Origin of the sequence: Streptomyces sp. NPDC000151 (assembly GCF_040301705.1) — a bacterium.
GTDB lineage: Bacteria > Actinomycetota > Actinomycetes > Streptomycetales > Streptomycetaceae > Streptomyces.
The window spans coordinates 15,300-31,428 of the sequence record NZ_JBEPFC010000035.1; the positions used below are offsets into that span (position 1 = coordinate 15,300).

Annotated in this window: 16 protein-coding genes; 8 read left to right on the top strand and 8 right to left on the bottom strand. The window is 73.6% G+C overall.

The features are described 5' to 3' along the window. The 3 genes from ABT381_RS13265 to ABT381_RS13275 all read right to left on the bottom strand — a co-directional run bounded on the left by ABT381_RS13265 (nt 1) and on the right by ABT381_RS13275 (nt 3,934). Nucleotides 1-1,251, bottom strand: a complete 1,251-nt coding sequence (locus ABT381_RS13265; RefSeq protein ID WP_351592308.1) for an NAD(P)/FAD-dependent oxidoreductase — start codon at nt 1,249-1,251, stop codon at nt 1-3. Nucleotides 1,252-1,380: 129 nt separating this feature from the next. After that, nucleotides 1,381-2,574 carry a M20 metallopeptidase family protein gene (locus ABT381_RS13270; RefSeq protein ID WP_351592311.1) on the bottom strand — a complete coding sequence of 398 codons (1,194 nt, stop codon included), beginning with the start codon at nt 2,572-2,574 and terminating at the stop codon, nt 1,381-1,383. Nucleotides 2,575-2,605: 31 nt separating this feature from the next. Next, nucleotides 2,606-3,934: an MFS transporter gene (locus ABT381_RS13275; protein WP_351592313.1), complete on the bottom strand. Its 1,329-nt coding sequence runs from the start codon at nt 3,932-3,934 to the stop codon at nt 2,606-2,608. 177 nt (nt 3,935-4,111) lie between these two features. On the opposite strand from ABT381_RS13275, the gene ABT381_RS13280 reads away from it, so the two are divergent. Beyond that, nucleotides 4,112-5,128 carry an Lrp/AsnC family transcriptional regulator gene (locus ABT381_RS13280; protein ID WP_351592316.1) on the top strand — a complete coding sequence of 339 codons (1,017 nt, stop codon included), beginning with the start codon at nt 4,112-4,114 and terminating at the stop codon, nt 5,126-5,128. 44 nt (nt 5,129-5,172) lie between these two features. On the opposite strand, the gene ABT381_RS13285 is transcribed toward ABT381_RS13280, so the two are convergent. Further along, nucleotides 5,173-6,024 carry an aldo/keto reductase gene (locus ABT381_RS13285; RefSeq protein WP_351592319.1) on the bottom strand — a complete coding sequence of 284 codons (852 nt, stop codon included), beginning with the start codon at nt 6,022-6,024 and terminating at the stop codon, nt 5,173-5,175. A 64-nt stretch (nt 6,025-6,088) separates the two neighbouring features. Between ABT381_RS13285 and ABT381_RS13290 the strand changes: the two genes are divergently transcribed. Beyond that, entirely contained in the window at nt 6,089-6,871 is a 783-nt protein-coding gene (locus ABT381_RS13290) for a TSUP family transporter (protein ID WP_351592322.1), read from the top strand. Nucleotides 6,872-6,941: 70 nt separating this feature from the next. Here ABT381_RS13290 and ABT381_RS13295 read toward each other — a convergent pair whose 3' ends face one another. Together ABT381_RS13295 and ABT381_RS13300 are read right to left on the bottom strand one after the other, a co-directional pair. Then, on the bottom strand, nt 6,942-7,607 hold the full coding sequence (locus tag ABT381_RS13295; protein ID WP_351592325.1) for a hypothetical protein: 666 nt from the start codon (nt 7,605-7,607) through the stop codon (nt 6,942-6,944). A 101-nt stretch (nt 7,608-7,708) separates the two neighbouring features. Next, nucleotides 7,709-8,038 (bottom strand): cupin domain-containing protein, encoded by a 330-nt coding sequence (locus ABT381_RS13300; RefSeq protein WP_351592328.1) that lies wholly within the window; start codon nt 8,036-8,038, stop codon nt 7,709-7,711. Between the two features lie 168 nt (nt 8,039-8,206). Here ABT381_RS13300 and cutA point away from each other — a divergent pair, with 168 nt between their 5' ends. Then, on the top strand, nt 8,207-8,551 hold the full coding sequence (cutA, locus tag ABT381_RS13305) for a divalent-cation tolerance protein CutA (protein ID WP_351592331.1): 345 nt from the start codon (nt 8,207-8,209) through the stop codon (nt 8,549-8,551). A 19-nt stretch (nt 8,552-8,570) separates the two neighbouring features. Here cutA and ABT381_RS13310 read toward each other — a convergent pair whose 3' ends face one another. Continuing rightward, entirely contained in the window at nt 8,571-9,272 is a 702-nt protein-coding gene (locus tag ABT381_RS13310) for a SanA/YdcF family protein (RefSeq protein WP_351592334.1), read from the bottom strand. Nucleotides 9,273-9,369: 97 nt separating this feature from the next. Between ABT381_RS13310 and ABT381_RS13315 the strand changes: the two genes are divergently transcribed. The 3 genes from ABT381_RS13315 (at nt 9,370) to ABT381_RS13325 (ending at nt 11,443) form a co-directional block, all read left to right on the top strand. Beyond that, the gene (locus ABT381_RS13315; protein WP_351592337.1) at nt 9,370-9,882 is read left to right on the top strand and encodes a gamma-glutamylcyclotransferase family protein; all 513 of its coding nucleotides are present in this window, start codon (nt 9,370-9,372) and stop codon (nt 9,880-9,882) included. A 6-nt stretch (nt 9,883-9,888) separates the two neighbouring features. After that, nucleotides 9,889-10,896: an adenosine deaminase gene (locus ABT381_RS13320; RefSeq protein WP_351592340.1), complete on the top strand. Its 1,008-nt coding sequence runs from the start codon at nt 9,889-9,891 to the stop codon at nt 10,894-10,896. A gap of 91 nt (nt 10,897-10,987) precedes the next feature. Beyond that, on the top strand, nt 10,988-11,443 hold the full coding sequence (locus ABT381_RS13325; protein WP_351592343.1) for a MarR family winged helix-turn-helix transcriptional regulator: 456 nt from the start codon (nt 10,988-10,990) through the stop codon (nt 11,441-11,443). A 29-nt stretch (nt 11,444-11,472) separates the two neighbouring features. Here the strand turns inward: ABT381_RS13325 and ABT381_RS13330 are convergent, their stop codons facing one another. Then, nucleotides 11,473-13,557 carry a molybdopterin oxidoreductase family protein gene (locus tag ABT381_RS13330; RefSeq protein WP_351592346.1) on the bottom strand — a complete coding sequence of 695 codons (2,085 nt, stop codon included), beginning with the start codon at nt 13,555-13,557 and terminating at the stop codon, nt 11,473-11,475. A 219-nt stretch (nt 13,558-13,776) separates the two neighbouring features. Here ABT381_RS13330 and ABT381_RS13335 point away from each other — a divergent pair, with 219 nt between their 5' ends. Continuing rightward, nucleotides 13,777-14,604 (top strand): sirohydrochlorin chelatase, encoded by an 828-nt coding sequence (locus ABT381_RS13335; RefSeq protein WP_351592349.1) that lies wholly within the window; start codon nt 13,777-13,779, stop codon nt 14,602-14,604. Next, the gene (locus tag ABT381_RS13340) at nt 14,601-16,019 is read left to right on the top strand and encodes a deoxyguanosinetriphosphate triphosphohydrolase (RefSeq protein ID WP_351592352.1); all 1,419 of its coding nucleotides are present in this window, start codon (nt 14,601-14,603) and stop codon (nt 16,017-16,019) included. Before ABT381_RS13335 ends, ABT381_RS13340 begins: the two co-directional genes overlap by 4 nt. The last annotated feature ends 110 nt before the right edge of the window (nt 16,020-16,129 follow it).

The window sequence follows — 16,129 nt, forward strand, 5'->3', positions numbered from 1 at the left end:
TCAGTGGCCTCCATCGTTGGTGAGCAGGTGGAGCACGGGAGCGGCGGGCAGTGGTTCGTCGCCCTCCCAGGTACGGGCGAGCGCGCCGACGGTGCCGAGATCGCCGAGAAGAATGCCGCCGACCAGCCGGTCCCCGCGGACGACGACCCGGCGGTACGCGCTGCGGGTGGCGTCGCTGAGGCGGATGACGTCGTCGCCGGGTGCCGGGGTGGTCTCGCCGAAGGCGGCGAGGTCGAGGACGGGGGTCTGTGCGGTGGGGGAGGGGCCACTCAGGGTGAGGCGGGTGAGGGCGCGGGTGCCGCGGTAGGCGCCCGCGTCGTCGAGCAGCCGGGCGGCGAGTGCGTCGGCCTGTTCCAGGGCCGGTCCCGCCAGCCCGTAGAGCACGCCGTCGTGCTCCGCGCAGTCGCCGATCGCGTGGATGCGGGGATCGTCGGTGCGCAGCGCGTCGTCGACGACGATGCCGCGGCGGACGGTCAGTCCGGCGGCGTGCGCCAGGCCCGTGCGGGGCCGTACACCGCACGCCAGGACGACGAGGTCGGCGCTGAGCTCGTAACCGTCGGCCAGTTCCACCGCGCGGACCGCGCCGCCCTCGGTGTGCAGGTCGCGGACGCGGCACTCGGTGTGCACCTCGACGCCCAGGTCCTTCAGGTGGGCGAGGAGCAGTGCGCCGGCCTCGGCGTCCAGCTGACGTTCCATCAAGTGCTCGCCCTGGTGGGCGAGGACGACCTGTGCGCCGCGCTCGGCGAGCGCCCGGGCGGCCGAGACGCCCAGCAGTCCGCCGCCGATGACCACGGCACGGGTCCCCTCGGCCGCCGCGCTCAGGGCCTGGCAGTCGTCCATCGTGCGGAACGGGTGGACGCCGTCGGGCAGTTCATGGGCGCCGGGCGTGAACAGGCCGCGCAGCGGGGGGAGTACCGGGTTGGAGCCGGTGGCGAACACCAGCGTGTCGTACGGAACGGTGCGGCCGTCGTCGCACAGCACCCGCCGCGCGTCCCGGTCCACCCGGACCGCGCGCACCCCGCTCAGCCACCGCGCGCCGGACACCACCGGCAGCGCGATCACCTCGGGGGTGTAGCGGCCCGCCAGCACCTCGGCGAGCAGCACGCGGTTGTACGGCGCGTGCGGCTCCTCGCCGATCACGGTCACCGCGTACCGGGCTTCCCCCCGGCTGTCGCCGGTGCCGAGCTGCCGCGCGAGCCGGGCGGCGGCCATTCCGCCGCCGATCACCACCACGCGCTGTTTCGAGGTCATGCACAGCAGCGTGCGACGCCGCTGTTACCCGGCCGCATCCCGGTCGTTTCCCCCAGGGAACGCTGCTCTCCTCACACGCTGGGGTGCCGTGTGAGGAGAGCGGAGCCTTGAAGGAGCCTGGACAGCGTCTTATGCCGCCTTGGCGAGGCGGCGGGCCGCCAGCTCCGCGTAGACCGCGGCGCCGTCCGCCAGTACCGCGTCGTCGAAGACGGCGAGCGGGGAGTGGTTGTTCGGGGAGGTCTCGGGGTCGGCCCCGGCGGGCGGAGCGCCCAGCGTCAGCATCGCACCCGGCACCTCGGCGATCACCCGGGAGAAGTCCTCCGAGCCGTGCAGCGGCTGCGGCAGCGGCGCGTAGCACTCCTCGCCGAGCGCCTCCCGGACGGTGTGCGCCACGAAGTCCGCCTCGGCGTGGTCGTTGACGGTCACCGGGTACTGCTCGATGAACCGCGCGTCGACGTCCACCCCGTACGCCTGCGCGATGCCCCGGCAGACCTCGACCGAGCCGTCCTTGACCTTCTGCTGCGCGGCCGGCGAGAAGCTGCGGACCGTCGCGTGGAAGGTGGCGGTGTCCGGGATGACGTTCTGCTGGGTACCGGCGTGGAAGGTGCCCACCGTCAGCACGACCGGGTCGAAGACGTCGAAGGTGCGGGTGATCCACGCCTGGAGCGCGGTGACCATGGCGCAGGCGGCCTGCACGGGGTCCTTGGCGCGGTGCGGCATCGAGCCGTGGCCGCCCTCGCCGTTGACGGTCACCTTCAGGACGTTGGACGCGGCGAGCGCCGGGCCGCCGCGGGTCCCGAAGACGCCGCTCGGCAGGCCCGCGGACATCACGTGGATCGCGTACGCGGCGTCCGGGCGCCGGCCGGAGGCGTCCAGTACGCCTTCGGCCAGCATCTGCCCGGCGCCGTCGAAGCCCTCCTCGCCGGGCTGGAACATGAAGACCACGTCGCCCGCGAGGCGGTCGCGGTGCGCCGAGAGCAGCTTGGCGGCGCCGGTGAGCATGGTGGTGTGCAGGTCGTGGCCGCAGGCGTGCATCCGGCCGGAGTCGGCGGCGAAGTCCAGGCCGGTCTTCTCGGCGACCGGCAGCGCGTCCATGTCGCCGCGCAGCAGCACCGTCGGGCCCGGCTGCGCGCCGCGCAGCACCGCCGTGACCGAGCTGAGCCCGCTGCCGGTGCTGGTCTCCAGCGGCAGCCCGTCCAGCGCCGCCAGCACGGTCTCCTGGGTGCGCGGCAGGTCAAGGCCGACCTCGGGGATGCGGTGCAGCGTGCGGCGCAGCTGTACGAGGTCGCCCGAGAGGGCACGGGCGTCGTCCCGCAGGTTCATCTGTACTCCTTCGGTGAGGGGGTGGAACAGATCAGCGGCTGGTGGTCTCGGTGGGCTTCAGCTTGGCCTTCGCCGGGCGGATCAGGAAGGTGCCCGCGAGGGAGACGGCGGCGGCCCCGGCGGCCCACCAGGGCACCAGCGTCAGCTGCCCGGCCTTGGCCATGGCCTGGGCCAGCAGCGGGAACGTGCCGCCGAACAGCCCGATCGCGATCGTGTACGGCACGCCCATCGCGACCACCCGCACCGCGACCGGGAAGAGCTGCGCGAAGAGCACGTTGGTCAGCCCGATGGGCGCCGCGATCAGCGCCAGGTAGACCACCGTGACCAGCCACATCGGCAGCGCCCCGTGGGCCAGCGCCAGCATCAGCGGCACGGTGGCGAGGGCCAGCAGGCACAGCCCGATCCGCAGGGTGCGCAGCGCGCCCAGCCGGTCGGCGAGCCTGCCGACCACGACCATCGCCGCGACCAGCAGCACCAGCGGGCCCAGCATCGAGGCGGCCGACTCGGTGCCGGAGACGACGCCGAGCTGCTGCGCGTACTGGGGGAGGTAGGTGGTGCCGTAGTAGTACCCGACGGTGGCGCCGACCGAGATCAGGAAGACCGCCGCCATGTTGCGCAGGTTCGACCGGTACAGCACGCGCCGCTCGGCGGCCGTTGGGCCCGCCGCGCCGGCCTCCGCGAACTCGGCGCTCTCCTCGACGCCGCGCCGGATCCACAGCGCCAGCAGGCCGAGCGCCGCCGCGACCAGGAAGCCGATCCGCCAGCCGCCGCCGCGCACGCCGTCCTCGCCGAACGCGACCAGCAGCAGCGTCAGCACGCCGAAGGAGAGGATGTTGCCGATGACCACGCCCGAGTACGAGATCGAGCTGTAGAGGAAGCGCAGGTGGCGCGGGGCGGTCTCGGTGACGTACGCGGCGGCGCTGGGGTTCTCGCCGCCCATCGAAAGGCCCTGGACCAGCCGCAGCGCGATCAGCAGCACGGGCGCCGCGGCGCCGATCAGCGCGGCGGTGGGCAGCGCCGCGATCAGGATGCTGGCGCCGGAGATGACCGCCATGCTGAGCGTGAGGGCGAACCGGCGGCCGCGCGAGTCGGCGATCCGGCCCACGACGTAGGAGCCGAAGGGCCGTACGACGAAGCCGACCGCGAAGCCCACATAGGCGGCGAGCAGCTTGGTCACCGGGTCGTGGCCGGGGAACATCGCCGCGGCGAAGTACGGGGCCAGTACGGCGTAGATGGCCCAGTCGAAGGACTCCACGACACCGCCGACGGTGGCGGCGAGCAGCGCCTTGCGCCCGTTGCCGTGCGCCGTGCGTGGGGTGTCCGCGGCTCTTGCCGCGACCGCTGATGTCGCTGATGTCATCGCCGACCTCGTCTCGTAGGCCCGGACGACCGAACGTCCGGTGTGAGAGCCGGTGTCATAACCCTGGCTCTTAGGCGGTGCCGAATGGCTCGAATGAATCGCCATGCTGGCCAGCGGCCGAACCGACGGAAACGGATTACCCTCAGGACGCAGGAAAGCGTCGAGGAGGCGGTGACCATGCAGGAAAACATCCCTCTGGAGCTGAGCGGGCTCGATGCCCAGCTGGTCCACGCCCTGCAGATCGCGCCGCGCGCCTCGTGGCAGACGCTCGCCCCGGTACTGGGCATCGACCCCGTCACCGCGGCCCGCCGCTGGAGCCGCCTGGAGCGGTCCGGGCTCGCGTGGGTCACCGCCTATCCGGGGGCGCGGCGGCTGGACCGGATGTGCGTGGCGTTCGTGGAGATCGACTGCGTGGCCGGCAGCGTCGAGACGGTCACCGAGACGCTCGTACGGCTGCCGCAGGTGGTCACCGTGGAGCACATGGCAGGCGGCCGTGACCTGGTCATCACCGTCTTCGTACCGGGCCTCGCCGCCCTCTCCGACCTGCTGCTGCGGCGCATCGCCGAACTGCCGGGCGTCACCGCCACCCGGGCCGCCATCGCCACCCGGGTCTACGGCGAGGGCAGCCGCTGGCGGCTGCGGGCCCTGGACGCCCGGCAGCGCGAGGCGCTGCGCACGGCCGAGGCGCCGCAGGGTGTCGCCGCGCCGCTGGACGCGCAGGACCGGGCGCTGATCACCGAGCTGTCGCGGGGCGGCCGGGGCAGCGCCGTGGAGATCGGGCGCGCGGTCGGGCTGAGCGCGCCCACGGTACGGCGCCGGCTCGGCCGGCTGCTCGGGGACCGGGACATCGCGGTGCGCTGCGAGGTGGCCCGCGAGCTGACCGAGTGGCCGGTCTCGGCGACCCTGTGGGCGAGCGTGCCGGCCACCCACCTGACGGAGACCGCACGGGTCCTGCTGGGCCTGCCCGAGGTGCGGCTCTGCGCGGCCGTCACCGGGCGGCAGAACCTCCTGTTCACGCTCTGGCTCCAGTCCATCCAGGACGTGCAGCGGCTGGAGATCCAGCTCGGCGAGCGGCTGCCGCACCTCCAGCTGCACGACCGGGCGATCGTCCTGAAGCAGTCCAAGCTGATGGGGCGCGCGCTGGACGACCGGGGGCGGGCGGTGGACGTGGTGCCGGTGGATCCTTGGGCGTGACCCCGGACGGCTCGGGAGAACCGGGGATTTTCAAGGCTGGGGGCTCAGCCCGCCGCGTCCTCCAGCAGCTTCATGTCGGCCGGGCTCAGGGCCAGGTCCGCGGCGGCGAGGTTCTCCTCCAGGTGCGCGAGCGACCCCGTACCGGGCGTGGGCAGCAGGACGGGGGAGCGGTGCAGCAGCCAGGCCAGCGCGATCTGGCCGTGGCTCGCGCCGTGCCGCTCCGCGACCAGGTCGAGGGCGCGCGCGGCGCCGCCGGTCAGCCCGCCGTTGCCGAGCGGGAACCACGGCAGGAACGCGATGCCCTGCTGCTCGCAGCGGGCCAGCAGCTCCTCCGAGCCGCGGTCCATGAGGTTGTACCGGTTCTGCACGGAGGCGATCGGAGCCAGCGCCAGCGCGGCGGTCAGCTCCTCCGGCCCGATCGTGTCCAGCCCGATATGCCGGATCTTCCCCTCCTCCCGCAGCTCCAGCAGCATGCCCAACTGGTCGGCGAGCGGCACCTTCGGGTCCAGCCGGTGCAGTTGGTACAGGTCGACGGTCTCTCGGCGGAGCCGTCGCAGGCTCGCGTCGCACATCGCGCGCAGCGACTCGGGCCGTCCGTCGATGTGCCAGGCGTCCGCGCTCGTCCGGACCACGCCGCCCTTGGTGGCGATCACCAGGCCCTCGGGATACGGATGCAGGGCCTCGGCGACCAACTCCTCGGCCACCGCGGGGCCGTAGTTGTCGGCGGTGTCGATCAAGTTCACGCCGCGCTCCACCGCGCGCCGCAGCACCGCCACCGCGTCCCGCGGGTCGGCGTGCCGTGGACCCCAGTAACCCGGCCCCGTCAGCTGCGCCGTGCCGTATCCGAGCCGTCGCACCGGCAGCCCGCCGCCCAGGGAAAAGATCTCGGAGTCCATAACTGCCCACCATAGATCCATAACTCCCCGCCCCTTGACGGCCGGTGGTCCGTAAGATCACCAGGTGCCTGACATATCCATGACGACTCTGCTCCTGCTCTGCCTGGCCGCGCTGGCGGCCGGCTGGATCGACGCCGTGGTGGGCGGCGGCGGGCTGATCCTGCTGCCCGCGCTGCTCGTCGGCCTCCCGCACGTGCCGGCCGCCTTCGTGCTCGGTACCAACAAGTCGGCGGCGGTGGTCGGCACGACGGGCGCGGCCATCACCTACGTACGCAAGACGCCGCTGGACGTGCCGTCCGCGGTGCGCATCGGGCTCGCCGCCGCGGGCGGTTCGCTGGGCGGCGCGTTCCTCGCGGCGGGGCTGGACAGCGCGGTGCTGCGCCCGCTGATCATGGTCGTGCTGCTGGGCGTGCTCGCGTTCGTGCTGCTCCGGCCGTCCTTCGGGACCGCGCCCGCGCCGTCGGGCCCGGTCACCCGGCAGCGGGTGATCGCCGGCGTGCTGATCGCCGGGCTCGGCATCGGCTTCTACGACGGGCTGATCGGCCCCGGCACCGGTGCGTTCCTGGTCATCGCGCTGGCGGCGGTCCTGCACATGGACCTGGTGACCGCGTCGGCGACGGCGAAGGTCGTCAACGTCTGCACCAACATCGGTGCCCTGGCGATGTTCACCTACCAGGGCACCGTGCTGTGGGGGCTGGGCGCGCTGCTCGCGGCGTTCAACCTCGCGGGCAGCACGGCCGGCGCCCGGATGGCGCTGAAGAAGGGCGCCGGATTCGTGCGCGGCGTGCTGGTCGTGGTCGTCGCGGCGCTGCTGTGCTCGATGGCGTACGACCAGTGGCTGGCCTGAGCCGGGGCTCTCCGAACTTGTCGGCTCGGAACTTGTCGGCTCGGAGTTTGTCGGCTCAGGGCTTGTCGGCTCAGAGCTTGTTGAGCGCCTGGCGGAGGGTGGCCTTGAAGGCCGGTACCGGCGCCTGGTCGAGATTGCCCATCTCGCCCCACTGCACGACCGTGACCGTACGGCCCGACCGGCCCACGCCGAAGAGGTGCACGCCCGGCTCGGACTCCGGGATCGAGGTGTGGATGCCGTACACCCGGCCGCCGTCCGCCGCGGTGACCGTGCCGTAGTCCTTCCAGGACGCGGTGCCGCCGGGCTTGTCGTGCAGCCAGTCGCCGGCACAGCGCGCGACCTTCTCGCGCAGCTTCGCCGCCAGCCGGCGCGCGCTGTCGTCGTCGGACGTCACCACGCCGACCTGCCCGGCGCCGGTGTCGTACTCGGTCCAGTAGCTGCGGTGGTACGTGCCGGCGCCGCCGGGCACCACGCCCCCTTCGAGGCAGAACGGCTCCGGGTCCGGCAGCCCGGGAGTGACCTTGGAGGCGTACCAGGGCGAGGACGCGTGCGGCGGGAGCTCGCTCGGCGAGAGGAAGCGCGGCGGAGTGACGGTGGCGGACGCCGTGGCCGATGCCGTGGCCGCGGTCGTGCCGACGGCGGTGGCGGCCAGCACGGCAAGGGCGGCGGCGAGTGCGGTACGGCGAGCAAGGGCGGCGGTGAGCGCGGTACGACGGCGTACGGAACGGATACGCATGGACGAGACCTTTCCCCCGTGGCGGTACGTATGCGGTACGTAACGGAACTCTCGTCAGTCGGACCGCCGGAACGGGGTGAAGGTTGTGCCGCCCGCGGTGCTCACATGCCGTCGACGTGCGTCACCGAGGTCAGCAGCAGGGCGGAGTTCTCGACGGCCGTCACGCCGTGCTTCTCGCGCGGGATCTGTGCGACCTGCCCGGCGATCATGTCCTGCTTGCCGCTGCCGGTCGTGATCTGTACATGCCCGTGCAGGATCTGCATGCTGCCGGCCGGCGGCGAGACGTGCTCGTCCAGCGAGGCGCCGCCGACCAGCGCGATCACGGTCTGCCGCAGCGGCCCGTCGTGCAGGAAGAGCCGCGCGCTGCGGCCGTGCGGGTCGGCCTTGGCGTCGTCGAGCTGCTGGCGGGCGAGGGCGGTGAGGTCGTCCATGAGGGGGCCCTTCGGTCGCGGACGTGCCGGCGGTCCGTGGCGTGGTCCTGTCTCCTTTCCCCATCCTCGCGGGTGCGCCGGGCGCCGCAAGTCATCGGCGCGCCGTGGTACCCGTGGATGCGGAAGGATCAGGTACCCGCCCGCCCGCGAGCTAAAAGGATCGTTGCCGTGACCGACCAGCCCGAGCAGACCGCTCCGCCCGCATTCCTGACCGTGCTGACGACGACCGACGCAGCGGAGAAGGCCGAGGCGCTGGCCCGCGGCGCGATCGAGGCCCGCCTGGCGGCGTGTGCCCAGGTCAGCGCGCCGGTCACCTCGGTGTACCGATGGGACGGCGGGATCGAGACCAGCCAGGAGTGGCAGGTGCTCCTCAAGACGACCGGTCACCGGTACCAGGAGCTGGAGGAGTACCTCCGCGGGGCGCACGACTACGACACCCCGGAGATCATCGCCACGCCGGTCGTCCACGGCGGCGCCGACTACCTGGCCTGGATCCAGGCGGAGACCCGCTAGCCGCCGAGGACGCAGGTCCTCACCGCAGCGCCCGCGCCACCCCGCCCTCGTGCGGGCCGAGGAAGTGCGGGTCGGGGCGGAGGGACGCGTCGGCCGCCGCCTTGCCGGCCGCGAAGACCTCCCGGACGGCGCCGTAGTACCAGGTCGCATCGTGCGGGTCGGCGGCCCCGACGCCGTACGCGTCGATCCCCGCGGCGTCGCACAGCGCCAGCGCCCGCCGGACGTGGAAGCCCTGGCTCACCAGCACCGCCCGGTGCACTCCGAAGACGCGGCGGGCGCGGCTGCAGGAGTCCCAGGTGTCGAAGCCGGCGTAGTCGCTGACGATCTTCCGCGCCGGTACCCCGCGCGCGGTCAGGTACCGGCGCATGGCGTCCGGCTCGTCGTAGTCCCGGGTGCTGTTGTCGCCGGTCACCAGGACCGCGCGGACCCGGCCCGCGTCGTACAGTGCGGCGGCGGCGTCCAGCCGGTGCGCGAGGTACGGGGACGGCTCGCCGTTCCACAGGCCCGCGCCGAAGACCAGCGCGACCGGCGCCGCCGGCACGTCGTCCACGGTCCGCACCCGGTCACCGGACGCCAGCCGCAGCCACGTCGCGGGCAGCAGTGCCAGCACGCACACGGCCATGACGGCCTGCACGGCCCGCCGCCGCCCCCGCACCGTCCGCGGCAGCCGCACCCGCTCCCGTACCCACACCGCGGCCCGTCCCGGCCACCTGCCGTGCATACCGTCCGCCCCCGTTCCCCTCGACCTCCCCGTCAGCGACGCGTCGTGGCCTGGCATGGTTGCAAGCGGGAAGTACGAACACGAGGAGAACCGACCCATGAACGACCGGCCCGCCGAGCGGCTGCCCTTCTTCGTCTACGGGACGCTGCGCCCCGGAGAGGCCAATCACGCCTGGGCGCTGCGCGGCCGCACCGCGGTGGAGCGGCCGGCGCTGATCCACGGGGCGCTGCTGTACGACGGGCCCGGCTACCCGTACGCGATCCACGGCCCCGCCGACGCGGTGGTGCACGGTCATGTCGTCACGCCCGCCGAGGGCGCGTACGACGAGGTCCTGGCGGTCCTGGACCGGCTGGAGGGCTACACCCCCGGCCCGCCGGACAACGACTACGACCGCGTCGCGTGCGCGGCGGTCCTCCCGGACGGCGCCACCGTCCGCGCCTGGGTCTACCTCGCCGCCGACCCCCTGGCCGGTCGCCTCCGGGCCACCGCCACCCCGATCCCCGGCGGCGACTGGCTCGCCACCGCCGGCCGCTCCGGCGCCCCGGTGGGCCCGGGCGTCGCCGCCAACGAGGGCCGCCCCTTCGCGGCCACTGCACAGGAAGGTGAGTGAGCCGGTATGACCACCGCCCACCCCCACCCCCCGATCCCCAAGGCCGAACTGCACCTGCACATCGAGGGAACGCTGGAGCCCGGGCTCGCGTTCGCGCTTGCCGCGCGCAACGGTGTTGAGCTGCCGTACGGCTCCGAGGAGGAGCTGCGCCGCGCGTACTCGTTCAGCGATCTGCAGTCGTTCCTGGACCTGTACTACGCGCTGATGGCCGTGCTGCGCACCGAGGAGGACTTCGCCGACCTGGCGCACGCCTACCTCGCGCGGGCCCAGGAGCAGGGCGTGCGGCACGCGGAGATCTTCTTCGACCCGCAGGCGCACACCGCGCGCGGCGTGCCCATCGGGACGGTCATCGAGGGCCTGGGCCGGGCGCTGGACGCCGCGCCGGAGACATACGGCATCACGACCCGGCTCATCATGTGCTTCCTGCGGGACGAGAGCGCGGAGTCGGCGCTGGAGACCTTCGAGGCGGCGCGCCCGTACCTGGACCGGATCACCGCCGTCGGGCTGGACTCCGCGGAGGTCGGCAACCCGCCGTCGAAGTTCCGCGAGGTGTACGCGCGGGCGCGGGAGGCCGGGCTGAAGTGCGTGGCGCACGCCGGTGAGGAGGGGCCGCCCGCGTACGTGTGGGAGGCGCTGGACGTGCTCGGGGTGGACCGGGTCGACCACGGGGTGCGGTGCATGGAGGACGCGGACCTGGTGGCGCGGCTGGTCGCCGAGCAGGTGCCGCTCACCGTCTGCCCGCTGTCCAACGTCCGCCTGCGGGTCATCGACGACCTGGCCGACCACCCGCTGCCGGCCATGCTGGACGCGGGCCTGCTGGTGACCGTGAACTCCGACGACCCGGCCTACTTCGGCGGGTACGCGCACGACAACTTCACGGCCGTGCGGGACGCGCTGCGGCTGGACCAGGAGACGCTGCGCACGCTGGCCCGTAACTCCTTCACGGCGTCCTTCCTGGACGAGGAGACGCGTGCCGCGTACCTCAAGGAGGTCGACGCGCACCGGAGCGCTTGATCTCAACTCCGCTTGACGTCAGGTCCGCTTGACCTCAAGTCCGCTTGAGCTCCTAGCTTCGTCCTCAGCCGAACGGAAAGAGGGCGGAGCCATGGAGTACTCCCACAGCGACACCGAGCTGATCGAGCAGCCCATCGGGTACTGGAGCTGGGCCGCGTACAAGGCGGTCGTCACCCGTACCCGCGGCGCCCTCGCGGAGCTGGGTATCACCCAGCCGCAGTGGTGGGTGCTGCACCAGGTCGCCGCCGCGCCGGACGGCCGGTCCCGCGCGGAGGTGACCGAGGTGCTCAAGGGCTATCTCGATGTCGGCGACGCCCTGGGGGAGGAGATCGACACGACGGTCGCGCGCGGCTGGATCACCCAGGACGCGCGCGCCACGCTGCGGATCACCCCGGAGGGCTCGGCCTTCTATGCCAAGGCCGCCGCCCTCCAACAGGAGCTGCGGGCCGAGCGCCACGAAGGCATCACCGACGAGGAGTACCTGAGCACGCTCAAGGTGCTGCAGCGGTTCATCCACAACACCGGCGGCTCGGCCTGGCACCACTGAGGGCCAGTGGTTCTCGGCGTCGGTTGCTTCTAAGCGTCCGTGACCCGGGACAGCCGGACCGCGCAGACCTTGAATTCCGGCATCCGGGAGGTGGGGTCCAGGGCCGGGTTCGTGAGGGTGTTGGCGCGGCCCTCGCCCGGCCAGTGGAACGGCATGAAGACCGTGTCGGAGCGGATGGTGCCAGTCAGCCGGGCGGGCGCCACCGCCCGGCCGCGCCGCGACTCCACCGCGACCCGGTCGCCCTCGCCGATGCCGTACCGCTCCGCCAGCAGCGGGTGGATCTGCACGAACGGGCCGGGCGCCGCGGCGTTCAGCTCGGCCACCCGCCGGGTCTGCGCGCCCGACTGGTACTGCGCCAGCACCCGCCCGGTGGTCAGCAGTACCGGGTACTCCGCATCGGCCTCCTCGGCCGCCGCGCGGTGCGAGACCGGTACGAAGCGGGCCCGGCCGTCCGGGGTGGCGAACCGGTCGTGGAAGAGGCGCGGGGTGCCCGGGTGCGCCTCGTCGGGGCACGGCCAGAAGACGCCGTCCTCCGAGGCGATGCGCCGGTAGCTGATCCCGGCGTAGTCCGCCGGGCCGCCCGCCGAGGCGCGGCGCAGCTCCTCGAAGACCTCTTCCGGGTCGGCGGGGAAGCCCTTCTCGTGGCCCAGCCGCGCCGCCAGCCCGTTGAGCACCGCGAGGTCCGTGCGGACGCCGGGCGGCGGGTCCACGGCGCGCCGGCGCAGCAGTACGCGGCCCTCCAGGTTCGTCGTCGTACCGGTCTCCTCCGCCCACTGCGTCACCGGCAGCACCACGTCGGCCAGCGCGGCCGTCTCCGAGAGGACCACGTCCGCGACGGCCAGGAAGTCCAGCGAGCGGATGCGGTCCTCCACGTGCGCGGCGCGGGGTGCGGAGACGACCGGGTTGGAGCCCATCAGGAGCAGGGCGCGTACGTCGGTGCCGAGCGCGTCCAGCAGTTCGTACGCGCTGCGCCCTGGACCCGGCAGGCTGTCCGGGGCGACGCCCCAGACGGCCGCCACGTGCTCCCTGGCGGCCGGATCGTCGAGCTTGCGGTAGCCGGGCAGCTGGTCGGCCTTCTGGCCGTGCTCGCGGCCGCCCTGGCCGTTGCCCTGGCCGGTCAGGCAGCCGTACCCGGAGAGCGGGCGGCCGGCGCGTCCGGTGGCCAGGCAGAGGTTGATCCACGCGCCCACCGTGTCGGTGCCCTTCGCCTGCTGTTCGGGGCCGCGCGCGGTGAGCACCATCGAGGAGCCGGCGTCGCAGAACAGCGCGACGGCCTCCCGCAGTTCCGGCACCGGCACGCCGGTGATCCGCTCCACCAGCTCCGGCCAGTGGGCCATCGCGGCGGCCCGCGCCTCGGGCCAGCCGGTGGTGCGCTCCGCGATGAACGCCTCGTCCGTACGGCCCTGCGCGACGACGAGGTGCAGCAGGCCGAGGGCCAGCGCCAGGTCGGTGCCGGGGCGCGGCGCGAGGTGCAGGTCGGCCACCTCGGCGGTCTTCGTGCGGCGCGGGTCGACGACGATCAGCTTGCCGCCGTTCTCGCGCAGTTCGGTGAGGTAGCGCAGCGCGGGCGGCATGGTCTCGGCGAGGTTGGAGCCCACCAGGATCACGCACCCCGTACGGGCCACATCCGCCAGCGGGAACGGCATGCCGCGGTCGAGGCCGAACGCGCGCCCGTGTGCGGCGGCGGCCGACGACATGCAGAACCGGCCGTTGTAGTCGATCTGCGAGGTGCCGAGCGCGACCCGGGCGAACTTGCCCAGCGCGTACGCCTTCTCGTTGGTCAGGCCGCCGCCCCCGAAGACGCCCACCGCGTCGTTCCCGTATACGGTCCGGGCGCTCTCCAGTCCCGCCGCGACCCGGTCCAGGGCCTCGTCCCAGGTGGCGGGCCGCAGCGTCCCACCGTCCCTGACCAGCGGTTCCGTCAGCCGTACCCGCTGGTCCAGCACCTCGGCGGCGGTACGGCCCTTGCCGCACAGCGCCCCGCGGTTCACGGGGAAGTCCGGGCGCTCGACCACCTGTACCCGGCCCCGCTCCGGGCGCAGCGACATTCCGCACTGCAAGGAGCAGTACGGACAGTGCGTGTCGACCGTGCCGGTCGTGACGTCGGCGTTCATACGGTCACGGTGCAACGTGCGCGTTTCCGGTGCCGCCCGCTGGTGTTACATGCCCGGCACGGGTCCCTCCCCGGAGCGGCGCGGAAACCGTGAGGGCGGAGAAACGACTCGTCACCCCTGCGCAACGCTCCGGCAACTCTCCGCTGCCAGGCTCCCTCCATGACGGCGTCGAACGCGCACCTTCCCGCAGCGGTTCCCTTCGACAGTACGGCGCAGCTCATGACAGAGATCACCACACAGCTCAGCACCCAGCTCAGCCGGGTCAGACTCCACAGCCGCCGCACTCTGCCGGGCGGCGCTGCCAAGCCACCGACGCCACCGATGCTCGTCGCGGTCGCCCACGGGAGCCGTGATCCCCGCGCTCTGAAGACCGTCACTGCGCTGCTGGACCGGATACGCGCCCTGCGCCCCGGCCTCCCGGTGCGCCTCGGACACATCGAACTGAACGAGCCGCTGCTGCCGGACACGCTGGCGGGGCTGGACGGCGACGCGGTCCTCGTACCGCTGCTGCTGAGCCGCGGCTACCACACCAAGTCCGACATACCGGCGATGGCCGACGCCGCGCCCCGGGTCAGGGCCCGTCTCGCGGCGCCGCTCGGGCCGCACTCGCTGCTCGCCGAGGCGCTGCACGCACGGCTGACGGAGGCCGGTACGCGGCCGGAGGCGCCCGGCACGGGGATAGTCCTGGCCGCGGCCGGCTCGCGGGACCCGGACTCGGCCACCGACACCGAGCGCACCGCCCGGCTGCTCTCCGTACGGCTGGGCGGCGTGCCCGTCGTACCGGGGTACGCGGCGGGCGCCGGCGCCACCGTGGAGGAGGCCGCCGCGGCCCTGCGGACGCGCGGGCTGCGACCCGTCCTCGCCTCGTACTTCACCGCGCCCGGCCGCTTCGCCACCGCCTCCGCCGCCGTCCTGGGGCCCGCCGCAGCGCCCCTCGGCGACCACCCGGCCCTCGCCCGGCTCGTCCTGCACCGTTACGACCAGTCGCTGCGCTCGCGTACCGCTTCCGACCGAGAGGGGGCCGGTGCGGCTACCGTCGCGGTATGACGGGTACGCCCTTTCAGCCCACCGGCCGTCCGACCCATGAGAACGGCGCCGCCCCGGTGCCGCACGCAGCCGCGGCGCCGGGCGGCGCGGAGTCCACCGGCTACACACCCGCCGACGCCGAGCGCTGGGTGTCCGAGCCGGACAAGCGTCCGGGCCGTACGGCCTTCCAGCGGGACCGCGCGCGGGTGCTGCACTCCGCCGCGCTGCGCAGACTGGCCGGCAAGACCCAGGTCGTCACGCCCGGCGTCGCCGCGTCCGGTACCGGTGTGCACGCCTGGGACGCCACCCCGCGCACCCGGCTCACCCACTCCCTGGAGTGCGCGCAGGTCGGGCGGGAGCTGGGCGCGGCGCTCGGCTGCGACCCGGACCTGGTCGAGACGGCGTGTCTGGCGCACGACCTGGGCCATCCGCCCTTCGGGCACAACGGCGAGCAGGCGCTGAACGAAGTCGCCGCGCCCTGCGGCGGCTTCGAGGGCAACGCGCAGTCCCTGCGGCTGCTGGCCCGGCTCGAACCGAAACGGTTCGTCACCGCCGACGACGGCAGCATCGTCAGCGTCGGCCTCAACCTCACGCGCGCCGCCCTGGACGCCGCGACCAAGTACCCCTGGAGGCGCGGCGGCCACCCCGAGGACCCGCGCTCGCGCAAGTTCGGTGTGTACGAGGACGACCTGCCCGTCTTCCGGTGGCTGCGGCAGGGCGCCCCCGAAGGCGCGCGCAGCTTCGAGGCGCAGGTCATGGACTGGTCCGACGACGTGGCGTACTCGGTGCACGACGTGGAGGACGGGCTGCACGCCGGGCACCTGGACCCGGCCGTGCTGTACGCGGACCCCGAGCGCGCCGAGATCTTCGCGGTGGCCGCCGACCGGTACGCGCCCGGCGCCGGCGACGCGGAGCTGGGCGATGCCCTGGACCGGCTGCTGGCGCAGGAGTGGTGGCCGCACGGCTACGACGGCTCGGCGGTCGCCCAGGCGCGCCTGAAGGACGCCACCAGCCAGCTGATCGGCCGGTTCTGTCTCGCCGCCGAGGCCGCCACCCGCGCCGCGTACGGCACCGGGCGGCTCACCCGCTACCGGGCCGAGCTGGTCGTCCCCGAGGAGGCCCGCCTCGAATGCGCCGTTCTGAAGGCGGTCGCCGACCGGTACGTCATGCAGCGTCCCGACCAGGAAGCGCTCCGGGCCGACCAGCGGGTGGTCATCGCCGAGCTGGCCGAGGCGCTGCTCGCGCGCGCCCCGGACGGCCTGGACCCGCAGTTCCGGTCGCTCTTCGACGGGGCCGGGGACGACACCGCCCGGATGCGCGCCGTCATCGACCAGATCGCGGCCCTCACGGACGCCTCGGCGCGCACCCTGCACGCCCGCCTCACCCGTCCCTCGGGCCACACAGAACGGCATCGCCCGCCCGCGCGTGACAACTAAGGGTGACGTAGCAAGGGCCTACCCTCTTCCCCCATCACGCTCTGTGCGGGACGCTCGAACCCCCGCAGTGCGGAGGGGCTCGAACGGGGGTAAGGCTTTTTCGAACGGGG

Coding starts and splice junctions, on each gene's coding strand:
- ABT381_RS13310 (WP_351592334.1), bottom strand. CDS start 9,272: ATGCACGGCAGGTGGCCGGGACGGGCCGCGGTGTGGGTACGGGAGCGG.
- ABT381_RS13300 (WP_351592328.1), bottom strand. CDS start 8,038: ATGGACGACCTCACCGCCCTCGCCCGCCAGCAGCTCGACGACGCCAAG.
- ABT381_RS13265 (WP_351592308.1), bottom strand. CDS start 1,251: ATGACCTCGAAACAGCGCGTGGTGGTGATCGGCGGCGGAATGGCCGCC.
- ABT381_RS13270 (WP_351592311.1), bottom strand. CDS start 2,574: ATGAACCTGCGGGACGACGCCCGTGCCCTCTCGGGCGACCTCGTACAG.
- ABT381_RS13275 (WP_351592313.1), bottom strand. CDS start 3,934: ATGACATCAGCGACATCAGCGGTCGCGGCAAGAGCCGCGGACACCCCA.
- ABT381_RS13295 (WP_351592325.1), bottom strand. CDS start 7,607: ATGCGTATCCGTTCCGTACGCCGTCGTACCGCGCTCACCGCCGCCCTT.
- ABT381_RS13335 (WP_351592349.1), top strand. CDS start 13,777: ATGACAGAGATCACCACACAGCTCAGCACCCAGCTCAGCCGGGTCAGA.
- ABT381_RS13285 (WP_351592319.1), bottom strand. CDS start 6,024: ATGGACTCCGAGATCTTTTCCCTGGGCGGCGGGCTGCCGGTGCGACGG.
- ABT381_RS13340 (WP_351592352.1), top strand. CDS start 14,601: ATGACGGGTACGCCCTTTCAGCCCACCGGCCGTCCGACCCATGAGAAC.
- ABT381_RS13330 (WP_351592346.1), bottom strand. CDS start 13,557: ATGAACGCCGACGTCACGACCGGCACGGTCGACACGCACTGTCCGTAC.
- ABT381_RS13280 (WP_351592316.1), top strand. CDS start 4,112: ATGCAGGAAAACATCCCTCTGGAGCTGAGCGGGCTCGATGCCCAGCTG.
- ABT381_RS13320 (WP_351592340.1), top strand. CDS start 9,889: ATGACCACCGCCCACCCCCACCCCCCGATCCCCAAGGCCGAACTGCAC.
- ABT381_RS13315 (WP_351592337.1), top strand. CDS start 9,370: ATGAACGACCGGCCCGCCGAGCGGCTGCCCTTCTTCGTCTACGGGACG.
- ABT381_RS13325 (WP_351592343.1), top strand. CDS start 10,988: ATGGAGTACTCCCACAGCGACACCGAGCTGATCGAGCAGCCCATCGGG.